We start from the raw sequence: 20,212 nt of genomic DNA on the forward strand, positions 1-20,212 counted from the left end.
GATGTAGCCCCATGCTTCAGTGTCGGCTTGGCGCGAAGCAGGCGGGTGACTGCACCGACAGAGTCGCCGGCAGATCAGAATTGCATCTAGCAGAGATGAAGCAAGGTTTCGCCTGCCGCTACGGCGGTAACGGCAGGACACTTCTCCCTGAACGCAGCTTGCCGCTCGCGCTCCCTATTGCAGTTCTCAAAGCACTACCGATGGGAGAACGATGAGCGGCATTTTGCGAGGATGAGGCAGCAGGGACGGCGACCATAAACACCAGCCGCCGACGTCAAATCACTTGAGGGTTTCATCCACCAGGTGGCAGAACTCAGTTTCAGCACCAGAGCTCGGCGTGTAGAGACCGGCGGTGGTTACGCAGGTTATGGTCATTCGCGAGCCCTGCCCGAGCGGCTCGATGATGACGCTCACCGGCGCCGTCTTAGTGCTGTAGTGGACATTCTGGTAGGCCGAAATGACGCCGTTTTTCTCATCCATGGCTTCCAGGTGGTATCCGTTCTTGACGAGGACCTGCTGAGCCTTCTTGAAGCTCAAGCTGGCCGGCTGCATCGGCAGGTCCGAGATGGTGGAGAAGCGCTGCCCAACCAGTACGTTTCCTTCACTGGTGAAGTTGTCCCTGCATTGAATGCCGGTGTGCTCGGTGGCGCAGCCTTGAAGCAGTGCGGTACCTAGCAATACCGCGAATACTCGTTTCATTCTTTCCCTTACGATCGGATTGAGCATGCCTTCGTTGCTGCCCAACTGTTATTGAATAGCCGACCCGCGCCAATGTGAATCCCGGGCTCTTCGCCAGGCCAGGCAGAAGCCGAGCCAGCTCATTTTCCCGTGAGCTCGAGCGATTGATGCTGAGTTGGAAGTATTTGGTTTATTCCTCTTGCTGGCCTCGTGGCTAGCTGGTCTTGTTGGCGTCCATCCCGTCAGTGAGCTGGCCGGGCCAGCTCAGGAGAACTGGGCAGGAGAAAGACCGAATCGCTTGAGCTTACGAAGCCCCCACCACGTCTTCGTGCTTTTAAGGTTGATGACCGCATAACCCAGCCCAATCGGCCAAAGTGTGAGGGGGGTGATTATCATCGTCGCTATCTGCTCGCCGACGCCTCTGCCATGCAACAACTTGTCGGCTAGCGGCCTGATACCAGCGGTTGCAAAGTCGAACTCCCAGCCGGGGAACAAAGAGAGAGCCAGCGGCAGCAGGAGCGCAGTCAGAGGTGTGAGGAGCACGCGCGCCTGGACCTGGTCCTTGAGCCGCCCCTTCCGGCGGAATACCGGCAGCAGCAGGCGAGTGCCAATGACATAGGCAAGCACCCAATAAATCAGCCCACCGATCAGGGATTCGTTGAACTGCATGACGGCGAAGTACCCGGTGATGGAATCGGCATAGGCACCGAAACTGTAAAGCGGGGTGACCCAGCCAAGAGCATCCGAGATAGCATTGAAACGGGACGGGTTGCTGCCAGCCCAGGCCAAAGAGAAGGCCACCAGCAGCAACGGGAAACTCGCCAGTGACTTGACCAGCACGGCGACCATGCCAGATACGTTGCTCGGATTCGCCAGATCATCCTTTATCCGATCCAGCGCCTCGCGAAGCTGTTCTGCCTGAGCGGTCTTCATCGCGCCAGTTCTGACCGCGAAACTGTCAGAAACGGCGCGCCCGGCCGCCGCCGATTCCTTCTCGAAGTCCTGAACCAGAGGAGTCTTCAGAGTTGTTTTCAGGTCGCCGAGCTTGCGGGTCGACCTCAGCTTGCCGATGAGGGACTCAACATCTCCGTGGAGTAGTCCGTTGTAGTCGACAACCTGATACTGATTGCCCAAAACACTGCAGTCGAAACTGTCACCTCGATAGGAGAGCCTTGCTTTTATTGCGGGAACGAACGCTACCGTCGCATAGGCATTTACATCGGTCGGCTGGTGTTTTGCGATCCCTCCGGAGCTTGAGAAATCGCCAGCCTTCATTTTCTCGATGCAGCGATTGATCGGGGCAACTGCCCATTCACAGGGGCCGGTGATCTCGTTTTCGACCCTGGTGCTGACGACAACATCAACCCAGTGCTTGGTGCATTGGTAGCGAGTCCCCGAACACGATCCGCAGGTTGTTCTGCCTGACACGCAAAAGGTGCATCGCACCTTTCCGCCGCTGCAGCGTGGGCAATTCACTCGGCCGCTGCTGCAGTGTGTGCAGCGCACCATTTCAGGGTTGGGCCTGGAGCCCTGGACCATCTGATAACCTTGCCCACTGCAATACACACAACCGAACCAGCCCGAACCTTGGCAATTCGTACAGCCCATGGCCGCCGTACCATTACAGACACTGCACTTACGATCGCCAGCGCCAGAACAGGAAACGCAGGTACTCTGGGTGTAGACAGCACCGCCGTCGCCACTCCCGACCACCGCGTTGTGCAAGGGCCGCAGCAAGTGGGCGCCGTTATTGGCGAGCAGCAGATTGGAGACTGCGCCGCGATACTTCTCGAACGCACCTTCGAGCATCCGACCAGCCTGACGCGAAAGTGTCGACGCAACATCGGACAGTGCAACAGGAGCCGTCGCCCTTGTGCCGGGCGGCAGCAACTGACTTTGCGATTCTATTGAAAACGCAGGGTAGACCAGCCCGTGAATAGACATGGTCTGAGAGTCGAGGCCAGACACTGCGATTTTTGGCTGGTGAGTCTTCCCCAGAAGATCCCAGAGCTGCGATTGAATTCGCTTCTCCACTTCAGGGGAAGCGTCTTGACTGTTCAATTCCGTTCTCCAACGACATGCGCATCATGCGCAAATGAATAGCAGTGCGACTCGAATACTCGAAGGGCTACTGCCGCGCAATAGCCTATCGCCATCATCTGGAGCGTTTCAATACGGACACGGAGCCATGGCCGGCTTGCCACAGCACAAGGCAGGATCATCGGCTTTTCTATTGCGGTAACTTAAAGGCGCTCGACCAAAGGCCTGCAGCCCCCTCATGACCTGGGCGAGGTCGAAATGCTCAGCTCACCCGCGCAATAGTCAAGAACCGCACGGCTTGCAATTACAGTTGTCTTGGTTTTTCGATCGCCGTAGCTTTCTCCCCCTTCCCCTTATAGAAGAGCTCCGCGCAGGTGACAGGCACGATTCTTTAGGAAGAAATCCCCCGACTTTCTTGAGCTCCCTTGGGCCGTCTCCTCAAGCATGGTCTTGTGTGCCAGTTCCGCGCATCCCCAATGGCGCCGCCCCTTTACAAGAACCACAGCCGAATGAAGTCACTACGCCTTCATCACCATTAGAATGCCGGCGCTAGCCCCCCCCCAAACTACAAGTACTGAATCTCCCGTGAAAGGACTCTTCTTTAATAACCACAAAAACCAATCAGTCAAACTTAATAATCCATCCCCTAGATAACTTAGCAACTGGCTTAACCTCTATTTCAGAATAAACATCAAAATCTTATATTTTTTTACAAAGCAAACCCGATTTTTTACACTTCCAATAGCTGGAGGGAATTATGATTCCCGTGCCGGTCATTCATGGCAATGATTACCGAGCTGTTGCTTATACAGACTCCGGAGTGCTGTCAGCCAAGCTCGTCAAGAACGGAAAGCTAATCACATTAAAAAGCGCTTCGCACAGGCTTCCAACTACTCATTCCGCTAAGGTTAACGCTGATTTTCCGGATTCTTTTGAGAGCCAACTCTACCACCAGTAAAATTCAAGAAAATTCCTCACATCTCCAACTTACCTGAACCGAGAAACGCTGAAAATAGTTTATCCCGAAGATTTACGTGACACTAATAGATCTGCACGATGGAACAATACGCGATGTTATTCTTCTCTCTATACGCTACGAGTATCTTGTAGCTCTCATCACAGTTCAGAGGTCTGCAATGAAATTCTTTTTTAAAACCCCGCACCTCATCACAATCACCTTCGGCCTAGCTCTTACTAGTACAATTTACGCGAACGCAGCTTCCGCGCCCTGGGAGAATCTCCCCGAACTGAATCGAGATACTGCGACCTATCAATCAGCAGACATTAACGGTGTAAAAATTTCGTTCAGCGATGTGGGCAAAGGAGCTCCTGTCATAATGCTTCACGGCGGCCCAGCAAATTCAAGCTATCTACAAAATCAGGTTCGGGCTTTGGAGGTGAAGCATCGCGTTATATCGATCGATACGAGAGGGCACGGGAGAAGCACCTTAGACGAGAAGCCACTAAGTTATGACCTCTTTGCCGATGATGTAGTCTCATTAATGTCAAAACTTGGCATCGACAAGGCGGATTTCGTAGGTTGGAGTGACGGTGGAATTACCAGCCTCGACGTTGCGATGAGATATCCAGAAAAGGTCAAAAAGGTAGTTGCATTTGGAGCCAACGTTGATACCAATGGAGTTTTCTCAGACGCTGACAAAAAACCAGCATTTTCGAAATTCCTGACCAGGGCAGCCAATGAGTACCAGCGGCTATCCCCTACTCCTGATGGCTTCGAAAAACTCAACGACAAATTGGCCAAAATGTATGCAACTCAGCCGGACTGGACACCTAAACAGCTAAGTACAATTGAGGCTCCAGTTCTGGTCATAGATGGAGATCACGATGAGGTAATTCGCCCCGAGCACACCAAGCTCATTGCTTCTTCCATTAAAAAATCCACTCTTTACTTCATTCCTAATACTAGTCACTTCGCATTCATTCAGGCACCGTACGCCTTCAATAAAGTAATGCTAGACTTCTTGGACGAGTAAACCTGATCAACCTGCTTTCGCATTCTAATTATCTTTACGGCCGGCTACGTAGCCCGCCTCCTATGGAGGTGGGCTAAATACTCACCTACGAAGGCCTCGATCTGCAATTCATCCACCCAACGCGCACAACAGAATTTCGAGAAAAGACTTAAACCATACCCTCCAGTACCAGGATACAGATTTTTCGAGCAAGTATTTAAGCGGCTGCATCAAGCAGCGGATATTGATTTTTCTGTCTATGGGGACGTCTGAGCTGACTTAGGTCCCACAGGCGCCCGCCCTAATAACTGCAGCCTACATGCGCTCCTAGACAAGAGATGCATCGAGATAGTTTCGAGCTTCGATCGAAGATACCAGATGGGCATTGATCTATTAGCCCCTATCTAAAGCTTGATGCCATTGGTCTTCTCGTAGCAGGATGCTTTTCGGCAGGTCTCTAAGCACCTAGCACCGAACCACGGCTCTCCGGGCTAATATCACAGGCGAGAAGGTGTCACGTATTCCGTTGTCGGTGAAAATAGGTGACGATGCGAAGCCGGTAACTCACTAAAGGCTAGGGAAGGATATGAGCGAGAGCAAAATGAAAGTGACGTGGGACCTGGATCGGATCAGGGCCCTGCCGGTCGAAAAAATACGCATACTCAGGCAGAACGCCTTAGACCGCGATCTTTCTGTAGCCGCTCGATGCGATGAGGTACTGGCTGCATTTCAAAACAATTCCCGCAAGAGAATAAATAATCGCACCGATGAGCCTTTTCGTCTGCCTGAAGATGCTGTCGACAGAGTGGCCACTCTATTCAGAAACTTGCCAGACGTGGCAGGAGTACAGAATGGAGTTAAGCGCCGCGAAATGCAAAGATCGCCAATCAAAACACTTGGCGATCTTTGGACTCAGTTCATTATGTGCGGCTTCTCTAGCCAGGAGAACTCTAATGATGGCGCAAAGCTTTCCCTCTTCATAAAGGGGAACAGCCCCATACTCTCCCTTCGCGCACTGCAAGAAAACAACTGCAATAGCGACTGGGTCACCTCCCATATAAATGAAAAAGGGCTCCGTTTTCCTCAAAAAAAAATCAGTCTGGTGAGCGGTAACTATGCGCACTTTTCGCTAGCCGGAGATGCGGACACTCCGTTATCTGAAGCATGCATTAAAAATGGACCACTTAAAATTTTCTGCGACCTAGCTCGCGGCTCCGCGAATGATAAAGACATAAAAAAATCCAGGGAGTTTAGCGCCACACTTAAGCACTCAGAACTCCCAGGGATCGGTCTTAAGCAGCTAAGAAACATATTGGTAAATAGCGGACTCGCCCATAATGTAATCCCTCTCGACTCTCGCTGGCTAAACTACCTTGCAGATATCGTTCCAAATAAAATCAATCTCCCACGCTGGTACCTTGCGATAGAAGATTTGATTCGCAACGCCCTCATAGAGACTCAGAAATATCGTAACGATATTGAGAATCTTGCAGTACTTGATGCAGTTGTTTTCGCACTTCAGTCGTCAGAAGGGATTTCCACTCCAGCCTGGGGTGATAGAGGAAACGCTCCTTGAATCCTTCGCTAGCCCAACAGGTCCTAAGGCGAATGGGAATTCAAATCCTCAATCTATTGCCTCATAGGCCAGACGCAGCTACCCAGGCTTTGCGCATTGCCTACCTAGGTGTCGATGCCTATGTACTGAGTTGCTTAAGGCCACGAGCAGATTGTGAACAACGATTATGCAACTGGTACCCAAGTCGAGCCATGGTTCGCCATGGGTCACTCGCGGTGATCCATGCCTTCTAGGGCCAATACGGCTTACGTCTAAATTCATAGCGATGTATTGTCCCCATACCGAGAGTTCAATCGACCTAGTCGGCGGCCGCAGTGGTGAGACTCATCACTTAAGCCCAGGAAACAATCTCTCGAGTCGGGCGACGCGTCTTTGGAGTGATATCCATATCACGATAACCAAAGCTGGCCATAACGACAGGCAGGTCAATATTGGGATCCAACAGCTTGCGCTTTGCCAGTGTCTCAGCGACTTTGCCAACATGAAAACCTTCGATCGGCTGTGAATCGATACCGCGCAGCGCAGCCACAGTCATCATGTTACCCAGTGCAATGTATGCCTGGCGGGCTCCCCACTGATGACGAAGCTCCGGAGTCTGAAGCTCGAATTCGTTCTCAAGGAAATTCTGGAAAACCTTCAGCATGCCTTTCTGGCGTTCTTCCGGCATGTTCTTCACATCAGTCAGAATATGCTTGATATGTTCGCTATCCGCCCCCAAGTTATCGCCAGTTTTCACAGTTATAATAACGTAATGACTAGCCGTCGGAAGCGTCCCCTGAGCTCCCCATGTATTGGGTAAAAGCTCATCACGAAGCGCTTTTTCTTGCACTACGATAATATTCCAGGGCTCAAAGCCGAAAGACGACGGCGACAGCCGAGCGGACTCAATAATTAGATCGAAGTCTTCCTCGGAAATCTTACGCTGCGGGTCATATTGTTTTGTTGCAAAACGCGAATTGAATGCACGAGTAATCTCGCTGACAGGGACTGTCATCATGAATTCCTTAAAGAAAGTTTGTTAGTTGAATGGGTGATACCGTGTCGCCAGCACTTCGAAGCTCAATGAAAATCAGGAGACCTTCCGTACTGACTTGAAGCCGTCGGCGTGGCTTCCTTTGCACCTTATCGATCGCAGCGAATAGGTGATGGCTCAATTTTAGAGATTCAATCTATAATTGATAAGATCAGACAAATTGATTCATTTTCAAATCATGATTGAAAATATTGGTGATTTACGGGTACTCGTACAGACAGCACGCACAGGCAGCCTCACAGGGGCAGCCGCAGTGCTGGGCATTACACCCGCGGCAGCCAGTGCAACGCTGAAACGTCTGGAGACACAGCTCGGTGTGCGACTCTTTGAACGCTCCACTCGAGCAATGAGGCTTACCGGCCCAGGGCAGACTCTTCTGGAGTATGCGAGCCGGGCGTTCGACCTGGTCGCGGAAGGCGAGGCTCAGGCTACGGCCGACCGTATGGGCCTAGTGGGCCTAGTTCGGTTGGCAGCTCCATCGGATCTCGCGCGCACGACCTTGTTACCTTGGATGGATGAGTTCATGCAGCTGCATCCAGGGGTGGAGCTAGCCTTGTCGGTCGGCGATCGCACCCTAGATGTGGTTCGAGACGAGGTGGATCTGGCCCTTCGTTATGGCAAGTTGCTCGATTCACGAGTGGTGGCCCGTCGTTTGATGCATGCCTTGCCTGTACTCGTGGCAGCGCCTAGCTACTTGGCAAAGCACGCCACGCCGCGGACGCCGCAGGAGCTGACCGAGCACAACTGCCTAGTCTATGACCGCGGTGGCAAACCCTACCGTACCTGGCGCTTTGCCCGCGATGGTCAATGGACGGAGGTGCGCGTTAACGGCGACCGTATCGTGGACGACGCATCACTCGCCAGGCAATGGGCAATTGCGGGTGCTGGCATTCTCCTTAAGACACCTATCGAGCAGCGCGAGGAGTTGGCGGACGGGCGGCTGGTGCGCCTCCTAACGGAGTGGGAGACCGAAAGCTATCCACTGCACGCTTTACTACCTAGCGGTCGCTTCGTGCCCGCTCGCGTACGTACGTTTGTGGACTTTCTCACAACCAAATTCGAGGCCGCGTCTGCCGAGCTGGCGCGGGGATAAACGCAAAGCCCGACGGGAGAACCCATTTTTTGCTTCGTGCTTGCATCGCCCATACAAGCGAGTTGGCCCAGCACGTTTGGCGGCCTTCGGCGAGATCAGCACAAGTGCTGACTAGATCGATCCGACGCCGGCTAAGGCCATAGCATGGCGATGGCGCGGCACATGGCATAGGAGTGCTACCAACCGACCTGGCGCGCACCGGAAACTCCGCGGTGAACGCCAAGAACGATCCCGTCCGATAACGTACGCTCAGGCGAACCGCTGGCTAGCGCGCTGCCACAGTTCCTGAACATCGTGGATCATGCTTGTCGCGATTGACTCTCGGGTCTCAGGGTCCCTGAGGAGAGCAAGATCTTCATTGGATGGTGCATGGAAGTTCAGATTGACTGTCGGGTAGTTCCAGAACAGATAACTCGAATTACGATTACCTGGTGAGATTTCTCGGCTCAGGGCCATTAGGCGCTCTCGGTCCTCGGGAAACGCCTCTTCGTCACAGTAGAAACCACAGTAAAGACGGTGGTTGAGCTCAATGTACACACCACCCTCCATGAAGTTGAAGGGGAAGTACATACCAATGAACTTGCTGTTTTTGGCCTTCTGGTAGTAGGCGCGAACAGCTTCTTTCGTAGCCGTTACTTCCGGCTTCCCGAGGTTGGGGAAATTGCTCGCTTGGTATGCCGCCATGCGCTCCCAAATGTCGGTCTGCAAGTCGGCCAGAATGGACTTGAATGCATGGTTGATATCTGCAATCACGAACAAGTTTTCGCCCTGCAGAATCTGCTCTTTTAGCTTGCTCATGTAGGTATCGCTTTGATCACTGGAAGTTAGCTTTTGGAGTAGCTCGATGTACTGGAATACGCTTTCCCGCACGCCAGGCTCTCGGGCAACGAGTGCGATGCAATCCTTCAGCCAAGGGATGATGTCGGCCTCGTAGCTGAGAGGAGTTACAGGCAGAGACTTTCGGCTCTGCTCACTGGGATCTGCCCCATCCAAAGTAAGGTACGTGGTCCAAATTTCATTGTATCCCGCAGCGTGCATTCGTTGGTGGTAGCGCCAAAGCTGCTCGTCTTGATCGCTGGCGTAGATCTTGTTCTCGATGATCACAGCCTGCTTGGATTGGTTGCGAATCAGGATGTCGATATTCTGGTACTCGACATCAACCGTCGCGCTATCGGTATCGAAGCCCTGGATGTCCAGCCTCTCCAATAGGGCATTTAGCAGTGCTGCCCCCTGATTATGGCTAGCCTTAGGATCGAGCAGGAAGGCAATGAAACGTGAGTGAAGTCGAACTTCATCGCTTGAACTGCGGAGCACAGAGAAGAGATTAAAACCCGCTGGGCGGTAGTACCTTGCGCGAAGCAAGGCTACTGTTTGCAAAAAATCTTCCATGAAGGGAGTCCTTGAAAATGGCCACGCTACTGCCTGCAGTATCAGGCATAGCTCCATCTAATGTAATGGTCATTCGACCTCGCCCGCCATGAAATTTATCGAGGCCGTGAGGGGGGCTGGACCAAGGCCCGCCCTCCCCCCGTGGTGCGGCTCTATTTTCGGGGGATGGATGCCGAACCGCCCCAATTCGGAATCGACAACGCCGCCCCTTTAAGGCTTGGCGGACTCCATACCGCGCGAAGAAGCAGCTTGCACACACAAGGTCTGTGTTTAAAAACCTCATCCTCTCTTGAAAAGTAGAAGCGCGAGGGCTCCGGTTAGCAATGCCATGAGGATGAGGGTCGGAAGCTTGATAAGGAGCGACATCCACCTCTTTACTGACAATACATTCTGACCAGCTCTCTTCAGGACAGCGCACTCCTCCGCCCCATATAGAACCCGCCCCACAATTAGCTTTTGAATGGAGTCCACACGCTTAAAAGAAAAGGCGAGCATTGCTGTACCAAAGCCAATTATGGAAATCAGGGGAGCTCCAGTTATTTCTGATAACTTCACAATCTGCGGGGTGGAAAGAGCCGTGGCAACGAACAGCGTGACTGCTAGATAAACTAGCAGCTCTTTCTCTCTGAGGGAGGGATTATTGAGCGCAAAAAAAAATGCCGAAATCCTCGTCTTCATTCGAATCCCTTGAGCATCTTGGAGTACTTGAAGCTAATAGCGCCAGCCGAGATTCAAGTCAAGAAAAATACGATTTCTGGATTTTACAGAGTATTTCTCTCGACACTCAGTGGGTATGGCTACGCTACTAGAAGGCGCCGCCCCGTAATCCGGAAAATAAAAAGGCCGCTATAGCGGCCTTTTTCTTAACTCTGCAACCAAGACTCAACAAGGTCATTGCCGAATTCGGCCTTCCACGCCTTTAGAACTTTGTGGTTTCCGCCTTTAGTTTCTACAATTTCGCCACTTTGTGGATTTTTGTAGATTTTGACAGCACGAGCTTTGCGTGGAGACCTAGCTCCTCGGACCAGTAGCTTTTCAGCACCAGCATTAGCGCTTGGATCCAAGATGGAAACAATATCGCGCAGACCCTTGCCGTACTCCTTCATCAAGGACTTTAACTCCTCCTCGAACTTGATCTCCCGCTTAAGACCGGCATCGTTCTTGAAGGATTCGAGATAGGCAAGCTGTTCTTGAAGTGCCTTTTCTGCAGCACGAAACTCAGCGAGTTTAGACATTTTAGTTTCCTTGACCCAAGCGGACAGTGCAGACACGATAACTAAAAAGCCAACCTCCAGCAAGCCACCCTTGATGAACAGTCCTCTATAAGCCACTCAATAGCCCGAAGAAAAGCACATGCAAGAACGCCTAAAAAATTTCACGACAGAAAAGTAGGAGAAACAATTCATCTATGAACGGCTGGCAACCTCACCAATCCGTTTGATCTAGGCCCACACAAATCTGTGCCCTAAAAACCGCTCCAAGCCTGTAGTTATGGACTAAAAAGGATCGAAGCGCCCCCTATCCATAAGCTCGACGCGCAGAAAGCCAGTGCCGGCCAACCGCTGCAACTAAATTAACTGCCAATTCCTAGCATAATCCTCTGCCCCCCTGCCCCTCTGCCCCTCTGCCCCTGTCTCCGGCACCAGGCACCAGGCACCATCAGCACTCAACAATCAATCAGTAGGGAAATACGCTGAAGCCGTCTCTTGCAAGAGAGCCTAGGAGGCTGGAAGCCGCCGACGCTGAAAAATCAGTGTCTGCTAAGGCCTTGATGCTGAGGCTGTAGCCAGCTCGTACAGGCTCGAGCATTTGCTCTTTCGCAGGCAGTCCATCTGCAGCATCAAGGTATTCAGCTCCGGCAGGGAGGCCTTCGCCTCGTTGGCGGCAAGGTTGACGGGGCGCATCCTTGCGGCAGCCCTTCTGTAGTGGGCGATGGTTCCTAATCAGGCTCGACGACGACTCCCGACAGTCGATAGCCCAATTGCAGTTCGGTTATGAAATGACGAGGCTGCGAAGGATCTTCCTCTAACTTTTGCCGAATCTGCCCCATGAAAACCCGGATGTAATGGTTTCTGTCGGCGTAGGCTGCTCCCCACCCCTCAAGGAGCAGCTGTTTATGAGTAATGACTTTGCCATTGCCTCGAATAAGCGCTACCAGTAATCGAAACTGAATGCGAGTGAGGTGCACCGGCACTCCCTCGCGGAATACCTCATGGGTAGCAAGATTAACCAGTACCTTACCGAACCTCACCCGGGATGAAGGCGCTTCGTCGCCGGGCAGAGCACGAGCTCGCCGCATGAGTGCTCTCACACGGGCCAGAAGCTCAGGTACTCCAAATGGCTTTACCAAATAATCATCCGCTCCTGCATCCAGAGCAGAGACCTTCTCTTCTTCGCTATCACGCGCCGACAACACAATTATGGGTGCGGTGTACCAGCTTCGAATATCTTGAATCAGCTCCTTGCCATCGCCATCTGGCAAGCCTAGATCGACGATCATTAGATCCGGTTTCCGCGTTGCTGCATCGAGTCGAGCCTGCCCGCTACCCAGTGCCTCCAGCACGTGGAATTCCTCCTTTTCCAACGCGATGCGAACGAAGCGTCGAATGTTGGCCTCATCCTCAACGATCAAGACTTTGGGCTTGATCATACTTCGTCCTCAACTTCCATTTCAGGAGCGCCGAGCAACGGCAAGACAATGTCAAACTGTGCGCCCTGGGGGTGTGCAGGGCGTGCGCTAATACTGCCGCCGTGTGCCTCAACTATGCGTCGACAAAGCGATAGCCCTAGCCCAACGCCCGTAATAGCGGACTCCTTCTGGCCACGAGCGAATGGTTCGAACAACTTCAGCTCGCTCCGATCGGGAAGGCCAGGGCCATCATCCTGGACCGTCAAGCGCATCTGATGCTCGGCAACGCCGGCGCGGATAATGATGCTGCTGTCTGTTGGCGTGTATTTCCCAGCATTGTCCAGCAGGTTGATCAGCACCCTTTCAAATAACATCGCATCCAGCCGCACCAATGGCAGCTCGTTCGGAATGTCGACAGCAATATGTCGGCGCCCCAAGGAGACGGTGGATCGAGCCAAAGCGCTGCCAACGATTTCACTTATCGCATGCCAGTCCTTGTTCAACCGCACTCCTCCGCTTTGGATACGAGCCAGATCGAGCAGGTTAGTTACGAGGTGCTTAAGCTCATCCGACTCAATGCGAATTGAGCGAGCTATATCCACACGCTCGGCTTCGACAAGACTCTCAGGATGCTCAAGTGTCTCAGCCAGGCCACGAATAGCAGTGAGCGGAGTCTTTAGATCGTGGGATACCGCGGAAAGCAGCGTATTGCGCATCTTCTCGCCTTCCATCCGAATGATGGTGTCCTGCGCAACGCTGACAAAATGGATGCGTTCTAGAGTCTGACCTATGGCTGAGCAGCACGCATCAAGCAGGCGTCGACTGTCGGAGATGACTGATAACGGCTGTCCACGTGCACGAATCGCCAATACGCCACGTACTGCCATTGGCGCCTTCAATGGGAGATAGAGAGCAGGAGCTCCAAAGAGCGTCTGCGTCCCCTTGCCAGCTTCTTCCGCGTGCTCGTACGCCCACTGCGCCACGGACAGATCGGCAAATTCCGATGACTTTGTCGCCGTAAGGCGCCCTTGCTCATCTGGGAGTATCAAGACGGCATCGATGTCGAATAATGGCTCGAGCGTGTCCCGACATATCGTCACGATCTGCTCGAGCGCGATCGCGCCGGCAAGATCCCGGGTGACATGAACCAAGACTGATGCCCGCCTTTCACCTTCCCGCGCCACCAAAGCCTCGGAGCGAAGTTTGGTCGCGAGCTGGCCGATGATTAGAGCCACGGCCAGCATCAGAGCGCAGGTAAAAATGTACTGAGTGTCGGTCACCGCGAACGAAAATCGCGGCTCGACAAAGAAGAAGTCAAAGAAGGCGACTGAAAGTATTGAGGCCAACGCCCCAGACAACCGGCCAAGCTTCAGAGCGATGAATACCACCGCCACGAGAAACAGCATCACCACGTTGGAGAGGTCAAAAAACCTTAGGAGCCAGCCTGCAACTGTCGTCGTGACTAGGCACGCTGCCGTAGCGGTGAACAAAGCACCGAACTGCGTCTTGGGTAACGTGAAAGTCCATCGAGGCTCCGACGCTCGCCCTGATCCGACATTCAGCAAGATCAAAGAGGTCTGCGGACTTAGGCTGCCGACTTTCTGCGCCAACCCACGAGGTCGGAAAATGCTCGCGGTGTTTGACCCACTTCCGACGATGAGTTTGGTGACGTTCCGCTGGCGGACGAAATGGGCCAGCGTTTTTGCCGTGTCATGCCCTGAGATATTTACGAACTCAACGCCTACATGCTGAGCAGCAGTCGCCAAGACAGCGAGCGCCTGCTGAATCTTCAAACTCTGCGCATGCTGAGGGCTCTCTACATGCACCACCAGCCATTTGGCTCGCAGTCTTGCCGCGAGCCGGGCGCCCTCACGGATCAATCCCTCTTGCGAAACATCCGCACTCACACACACCACCAACAATTCGCGTGTCGGCCATACGGTTCGGATTGCGTGCGACACCTGGTAGGTCCGCACGTCGGCGTTCACACGATCAGCAACGCGCCGCAGGGCCAACTCTCGCAGGGCGATCAGGTTGCCGCGGCGGAAGAAATTGTTTTTTGCGTGATGCACCGTCGATGCAACATAAACCTTCCCCGTGGTGAGCCTGGCTAGAAGATCGTCGGAAGGAAGGTCGATCAACTGTACTTCCGTGGCATTATCGAACACGTGATCAGGCAACGTCTCACGCACACGGATACCCAGAATGCCTCCAACCACATCGTTCAGGCTGTCCAGATGCTGGACATTCAACGAAGTGAATACGCTGATTCCAGCATCCAGCAGCTCTTCAACATCTTGCCAACGCTTGGCGTGACGGCTTCCCGGTGCGTTGGAGTGCGCGAGCTCATCGACCACCACCAACGTCAGCCCTGAGATCAGGGCACCATCCAGGTCAAACTCGGCAACCTCCATATTTCCCGCAAGGTGACGCGCCAAAGGCAGGGAAAACAGGCCCTCGGTCAACGCACGCGTTTCCTCCCGGCCATGTGTTTCCACAATGCCCAGCCCGACGGCGACACCTTGAGCCTGCTGCTGATGAGCCGCCTCGAGCATTGCGTAAGTCTTGCCCACGCCGGCACAAGCACCAAAGAATATCTTCAGCTGTCCTCGGGCCCGAGGCCCTCCCCCGCCAACAGCCTTGAGAAGCTCATCCGGGTCCGGGCGTTCCTCAGTCATTTGGATTCTCTGGTTCCTAGGATTGAGCACCAAAGCCACACCTGCTTCAGAAGAACGGTGCGATCAAAAGGTCGATCAGCTTGATTCCTATGAACGGAGCCACCACGCCCCCCACTCCATAGATCAGCAGATTGCGACTGAGTAAGGAGGCCGCCGGCTCAGCACGGTAGCTCACACCGCGCAGGGCGAGCGGTATCAACGCTACGATGACCAACGCATTGAAAATGACTGCCGACAAGATCGCCGAAGCAGGGCTGTGCAAGCGCATGACATTGAGCACTCCCAATGCCGGATAGGTAGCCACAAACGCCGCAGGGATGATGGCGAAGTACTTGGCCAGATCATTGGCAACGCTGAAGGTGGTCAGCGCCCCGCGCGTCATGATCATCTGCTTACCCACCTCGACTACCTGAAGTAGTTTGGTCGGATTACTGTCCAGATCGACCATGTTTCCGGCTTCTTTGGCTGCTTGCGTGCCACTGCCCATTGCTACCGCCACATCTGCCTGGGCGAGCGCCGGTGCGTCGTTGGTGCCGTCTCCTGTCATGGCTACAAGCCTTCCATCTGCCTGGTACTCACGGATCAGCTGAAGCTTGTCCTCCGGTGTAGCCTCGGCCAGGTAATCATCCACGCCTGCTTCAGCGGCGATGGCTGCAGCTGTGAGCTGGTTGTCGCCTGTGATCATCACCGTCTTGATCCCCATCTTGCGAAGATCAGCAAAGCGTTCTTTGATCCCCCCCTTGATGACGTCTTTCAGTTCGACAACTCCCAACACGCGGCCATCTTCCGCCACCACCAATGGCGTACTGCCCCGCTTGGAAACTTCATCCACCACAGCTGTAACTGCTTGAGGGAATACCCCACCCAATCGCTCGATATGAACGCGAATCGCCGATGCTGCTCCTTTGCGTAATCTGCGCCCCTCAATGTCGATGCCGCTCATACGGGTATGGGCGCTGAACGCGATGGGCTCTGCATCAATAAGTTCGCGCCCTCGAATGTCGAACGCCTGCTTTGCCAGCACGACTATTGAGCGCCCTTCCGGCGTTTCGTCTGCTAGCGAAGCCAGTTGAGCGGCGTCGGCGAGCACACGCTCACCGACATTCGGCGCAGGAATGAAACGCGTTGCTTCGCGATTGCCGAGAGTAATCGTTCCCGTTTTGTCCAGAAGAAGAACGTCAACGTCGCCTGCGGCCTCAATTGCGCGCCCCGACGTGGCCAAGACATTGGCACGCATCATCCGACTCATACCTGCGATGCCCACCGCCGAGAGCAATGCCCCAATGGTCGTCGGAATAAGGCAAACCAGCAGAGCAATCAGTACTGTGATGCTCACCGTGCTGCCAACGCCGTTCAGGCTCACGGCAAAGGAAGAGAACGGCAACAAGGTGACGCAGACCAAGAGGAAAATCAGTGTCAGAGCCACCAGAAGGATGGTCAATGCAATTTCATTAGGCGTCTTTCCACGATTTGCACCTTCCACCATGGCGATCATCCGGTCGAGAAACGCCTCGCCTGGGTTCGCAGTCACCCGCGCAATTATCCAATCCGACAGAACCCTCGTCCCACCTGTGACTGAGCAGAAATCCCCCCCGGACTCGCGAATAACCGGCGCGGACTCACCGGTGATAGCCGACTCGTCTACAGACGCTGCACCTGCCACGACTTCTCCGTCAGCCGGAATGATTTCACCAGCGCGAACCAGTATCAGAGTACCTATTTCCAACTCGTCACTGGCAACACGCAACGGCTCACCGTCCGGATCGGATTCTTTGATCACATGTGCGATAACACGGCGCCGAGTTGAGCGCAGTGCTTCCGCATGCGCCTTACCGCGTCCTTCCGCCAGTGCCTCTGCGGCATTTGCGAATAGCACAGTGAACCAAAGCCACGCAGCGATGGAGAAGATGAAGGCTGGGGCGTTATCACTCTCCCCTAGGAGCGCCTGTATTCCTAGCAGCGTAGTGACGATGCTGCCGACGTATACGACTAGCATCACGGGGTTCTTCAGCTGCACAGCCGGCGAAAGCTTGTAGAGAGACTCGATCAACACTGCTGCCCAGGTGGATTGCTGTGTATTGCCCTTGACGCTTTCATCGGCGATCGAGTTTTGTTGTGGCGTGTTCATAGATGTGATTACCGCGCGGAGGACGGGGATGGCAGAACCTGATCCAACGTCAGGTTGAGAGTGAGGACGTTCACGCGTGAATCACCTAGCAGCCCCAACTGCGGCCGGTTGGCAATTTCCGAGACCAGTGCAAGCACACGGTCAATGCTCACACCTCTCGCAGTCGCAATCCGTTTTGCCTGAATACGCGCGTTGAACAGTGAGATATCTGGATCCAACCCAGAAGCCGATGCTGTAACAGCATCAACAGGTATCAGGGCTGTGGAGGCCAGACCATTTTCCTCACGATAGGTAGCAGCTCTCCCTGCTACTGCGTCCAGCAGCTTCTTGCTGAGTGCCCCCTGATTGCTTGCACCGCTGGAGGCAGCGTTGTACGGCTGATCAATCGTTTTAGAGCTGTCACTCGGATCAGTCCCCACAGTGGCACTCGGACGGCCATGGAAGTACTCAGGCAATGTGAACTGCTGTCCAATCACCTCAGAGCCAATGGCAAGATCGTGCCGGATGACAAGACTGCCGTTGGCTCTATCGCTCATCAGCAATTGCGCAACCGCAGTGGTTGCCAGTGGGTAAGCAATACCCGCAATTAGCATGAACAGTAAGGCCGAGCTGAGGACCGGGCGAATGATACTGGTCTGGTGATCAGGTCTAACGATGGCATTAGGCGAAGCTGTAATACGGCTCATGATTACTGCTCTCAAAGAGTGGTGCCGGAAAGCATCATGAGATGCTCAACGATAGGTCCAAGCGCTAACGCGGGAAGGAAGGTGAGGCCGCCAACAATCAGGACGACGAACACCAACAAGCCGGTGAACAGCATGGTGGAAGTGGACAAGGTGCCGGGACCTTCAGGGAGGGCCTTTTTGGAAGCCATGGAGCCGGCCACAGCAAGCATCGGTAGCAACGTGAAATAGCGACCCACGAGCATGGCGAAGCCGATGGTAGTGTTGAAGAACGGAGTATTCGCGTTGAGCCCAGCAAAGGCTGATCCGTTGTTGGCGGTCCCAGAGGTATAGGCGTAGAGCACTTCACTGAAACCATGGGGCCCCAGGTTGGCGAGACTTGCGATCGTCGACGGGACCAGACAGGCAAGTGCCGTGAAACCAAGAATGCTCATGGGATGCGCGAGCACGGCAATCATTACGTACTTCATGTCCCTGGCTTCCACCTTCTTACCAAGGAACTCCGGGGTACGACCGATCATCATGCCTACAAGAAAGACGGTGAGAACGGCATAAGTGACCAAGTTGATCAGTCCTACACCGTCACCACCGAACACGTTGTTGAGCATCATTTGGGCGAGCGGCACGAGGCCGCCCAAAGGGGTTAATGATGCGTGCATCGAGTCCACCGAGCCTGTTGTCGCAGCAGTTGTGGTAGTAACAAATAGGCTGGTTTGAGCGATGCCAAAACGCAGCTCTTTTCCCTCAAGATTGCCGCCGGCCTGCTCCATGGACGGAGCCATATCCACCCCAAAAGCTGCCATCAGAGGGTTACCACTACGCTCACTGCCATAGACCAGTGCAAGGAAGGCAACGAACATTACGAGGAAGGCCATGAAGAATGCCCAGCCTTGGCGGCGACGCATTACCATCGCCCCAAACACGTATGTCAGTGCCGAGGGAATCAACAACATGCTCAAAATGTGGAGCGTATTGGTCAGAGGTGTTGGGTTCTCATAGGGGTGGGCAGCGTTCATAGCGAAAAAGCCACCTCCATTGGTGCCGATATGCTTAATGGACTCCAGACTCGCCACCGGCCCCATGACCAATTGCTGGTGCGCACCCTCTAGAGTCGTGACAACGGTCTCCGCGCTCAGCGTCTGTGGCATACCTTGCCAGACGTACACCAGCGCCATGACGAAGCACAGTGGCAACAACAAGCGATAGATTACCCGCGTAAAGTCCACCCAATAATTGCCGATGTCTGCGCTGCTCCGCCGACTTAGACCTCGAATAAAGCCACCTGCAGCCGCAATTCCAGTGGCTGCACTGACGGTCATCAGAAAAGTGATCACCGCCATTTGAGAAAAGTTGGAGAGACTCGACTCGCCCGAATAGGACTGCCAGTTCGTGTTAGTGATGAAGGAAGCTGCGGTATTGAAGGCCAGGTCAGGCGCTTGGGAGGCTCTCTGCAATGAGTCTCCCGGCAGGATCTGTTGAATACGCAAAAGGAAGTACCCAAGCAACATCATCGCAGCATTGCTAAGAAGCAATACCAGGCCGTAGCGGTTCCAAGGCATCCTCTCATCAGGATCAACGCCCAACATTCGATATGAAATACGCTCAAAGAAACTGTGCGAAGTACTGGCAAACAGCCTAACCAGTCCCTTCCCGACGACGACTGAGAGCCCCGTCATGATCACCAGAACAATGGCGAACTGAATAATATCGGTAAGCATCATGGCTCCCATTACATGCGATCCAGCCCAGCAATAAATCCGACAGTCGACAAAACGAAGACGAGAGTCAGCGCCACAAACAAAAGATCACCCATATTTACCACCCAGGCTTTGGGAATTCGACAAACCAATAACAATTAAAACTTCTCAGGCTTTACTAACGCATAGACCAAGTAGACAAAAAGGCTTAACGAAAGAAACCCTATCAACACATTTATAAGAACCATAAATCTTCGCAAAGCCTCCGGAAAAATGACAAGAAAAACATACAGCCATAATATTTTCTTTCATATTTAACCGAGGGAAAGATTCACCCAGCAACCATAAAGAATATGTAAAAAAATCAAGCTAAAGATCTATAGAGATAACAGAAGGTGATTTCTCATATCTAAAACTTGGGCACGCCTGTATGTGCTAGATATACATCGTATAGGCCTGGCCCTACGCGATTAAACAAAGGTCGCGGATAGCTCCACTCGCATGATTACCCTGCGCGCGGAGCGGACGACTACACACCTGATTGACGTCGGAATGGCCGGTGATTTGGCACCGCACATGGCCGTGGAAGCAGTCGCCTGCGGGAGAGCTGCGGCC

General features: G+C 53.5%; 15 protein-coding genes. 3 read left to right on the forward strand and 12 right to left on the reverse strand.

Features of this window, described 5'->3' with window-relative positions:
- Positions 1 to 279: 279 nt before the first annotated feature.
- Positions 280 to 699: a hypothetical protein gene (locus tag ACNFH5_RS22650; RefSeq protein WP_416749883.1), complete on the reverse strand. Its 420-nt coding sequence runs from the start codon at positions 697 to 699 to the stop codon at positions 280 to 282.
- A gap of 243 nt (positions 700 to 942) precedes the next feature.
- Complete coding sequence (locus ACNFH5_RS22655) at positions 943 to 2,739, reverse strand: hypothetical protein (protein ID WP_416749884.1); 1,797 nt, start codon at positions 2,737 to 2,739, stop codon at positions 943 to 945.
- Positions 2,740 to 3,752: 1,013 nt separating this feature from the next.
- On the opposite strand from ACNFH5_RS22655, the gene ACNFH5_RS22660 reads away from it, so the two are divergent.
- The gene (locus ACNFH5_RS22660) at positions 3,753 to 4,712 is read left to right on the forward strand and encodes an alpha/beta fold hydrolase (RefSeq protein WP_416749886.1); all 960 of its coding nucleotides are present in this window, start codon (positions 3,753 to 3,755) and stop codon (positions 4,710 to 4,712) included.
- Positions 4,713 to 5,277: 565 nt separating this feature from the next.
- Positions 5,278 to 6,267, forward strand: a complete 990-nt coding sequence (locus ACNFH5_RS22665; RefSeq protein ID WP_416749888.1) for a hypothetical protein — start codon at positions 5,278 to 5,280, stop codon at positions 6,265 to 6,267.
- A gap of 331 nt (positions 6,268 to 6,598) precedes the next feature.
- Here ACNFH5_RS22665 and ACNFH5_RS22670 read toward each other — a convergent pair whose 3' ends face one another.
- On the reverse strand, positions 6,599 to 7,264 hold the full coding sequence (locus ACNFH5_RS22670) for an NAD(P)H-dependent oxidoreductase (protein WP_416749890.1): 666 nt from the start codon (positions 7,262 to 7,264) through the stop codon (positions 6,599 to 6,601).
- 196 nt (positions 7,265 to 7,460) lie between these two features.
- Here ACNFH5_RS22670 and ACNFH5_RS22675 point away from each other — a divergent pair, with 196 nt between their 5' ends.
- On the forward strand, positions 7,461 to 8,393 hold the full coding sequence (locus ACNFH5_RS22675) for a LysR family transcriptional regulator (RefSeq protein ID WP_416749892.1): 933 nt from the start codon (positions 7,461 to 7,463) through the stop codon (positions 8,391 to 8,393).
- Between the two features lie 249 nt (positions 8,394 to 8,642).
- Here ACNFH5_RS22675 and ACNFH5_RS22680 read toward each other — a convergent pair whose 3' ends face one another.
- The 9 genes from ACNFH5_RS22680 to kdpF form a co-directional block, all read right to left on the reverse strand.
- Positions 8,643 to 9,782 carry a PD-(D/E)XK nuclease family protein gene (locus ACNFH5_RS22680; RefSeq protein WP_416749894.1) on the reverse strand — a complete coding sequence of 380 codons (1,140 nt, stop codon included), beginning with the start codon at positions 9,780 to 9,782 and terminating at the stop codon, positions 8,643 to 8,645.
- Between the two features lie 279 nt (positions 9,783 to 10,061).
- A complete protein-coding gene (locus ACNFH5_RS22685) occupies positions 10,062 to 10,460 on the reverse strand; it encodes a hypothetical protein (protein ID WP_416749896.1) in 399 nt (132 codons plus the stop codon).
- Between the two features lie 185 nt (positions 10,461 to 10,645).
- The gene (locus tag ACNFH5_RS22690) at positions 10,646 to 11,017 is read right to left on the reverse strand and encodes a histone-like nucleoid-structuring protein, MvaT/MvaU family (RefSeq protein ID WP_416749898.1); all 372 of its coding nucleotides are present in this window, start codon (positions 11,015 to 11,017) and stop codon (positions 10,646 to 10,648) included.
- 704 nt (positions 11,018 to 11,721) lie between these two features.
- Positions 11,722 to 12,432 carry a response regulator gene (locus ACNFH5_RS22695; protein ID WP_416749901.1) on the reverse strand — a complete coding sequence of 237 codons (711 nt, stop codon included), beginning with the start codon at positions 12,430 to 12,432 and terminating at the stop codon, positions 11,722 to 11,724.
- Entirely contained in the window at positions 12,429 to 15,089 is a 2,661-nt protein-coding gene (locus tag ACNFH5_RS22700; protein WP_416749903.1) for a DUF4118 domain-containing protein, read from the reverse strand. Before ACNFH5_RS22700 ends, ACNFH5_RS22695 begins: the two co-directional genes overlap by 4 nt.
- Before the next feature lie 46 nt (positions 15,090 to 15,135).
- Positions 15,136 to 17,217, reverse strand: coding sequence for a potassium-transporting ATPase subunit KdpB (gene kdpB / locus ACNFH5_RS22705; protein WP_416749905.1), 2,082 nt, complete (start codon positions 17,215 to 17,217; stop codon positions 15,136 to 15,138).
- A gap of 8 nt (positions 17,218 to 17,225) precedes the next feature.
- The gene (kdpC, locus tag ACNFH5_RS22710) at positions 17,226 to 17,903 is read right to left on the reverse strand and encodes a potassium-transporting ATPase subunit KdpC (protein WP_416749907.1); all 678 of its coding nucleotides are present in this window, start codon (positions 17,901 to 17,903) and stop codon (positions 17,226 to 17,228) included.
- A gap of 11 nt (positions 17,904 to 17,914) precedes the next feature.
- Positions 17,915 to 19,621 carry a potassium-transporting ATPase subunit KdpA gene (gene kdpA, locus ACNFH5_RS22715; RefSeq protein ID WP_416750007.1) on the reverse strand — a complete coding sequence of 569 codons (1,707 nt, stop codon included), beginning with the start codon at positions 19,619 to 19,621 and terminating at the stop codon, positions 17,915 to 17,917.
- A gap of 134 nt (positions 19,622 to 19,755) precedes the next feature.
- On the reverse strand, positions 19,756 to 19,845 hold the full coding sequence (gene kdpF, locus ACNFH5_RS22720; RefSeq protein ID WP_416749909.1) for a K(+)-transporting ATPase subunit F: 90 nt from the start codon (positions 19,843 to 19,845) through the stop codon (positions 19,756 to 19,758).
- Between the last annotated feature and the right edge of the window lie 367 nt (positions 19,846 to 20,212).

Source organism: Pseudomonas sp. NY15435, from assembly GCF_048068295.1.
Lineage (GTDB): Bacteria > Pseudomonadota > Gammaproteobacteria > Pseudomonadales > Pseudomonadaceae > Pseudomonas.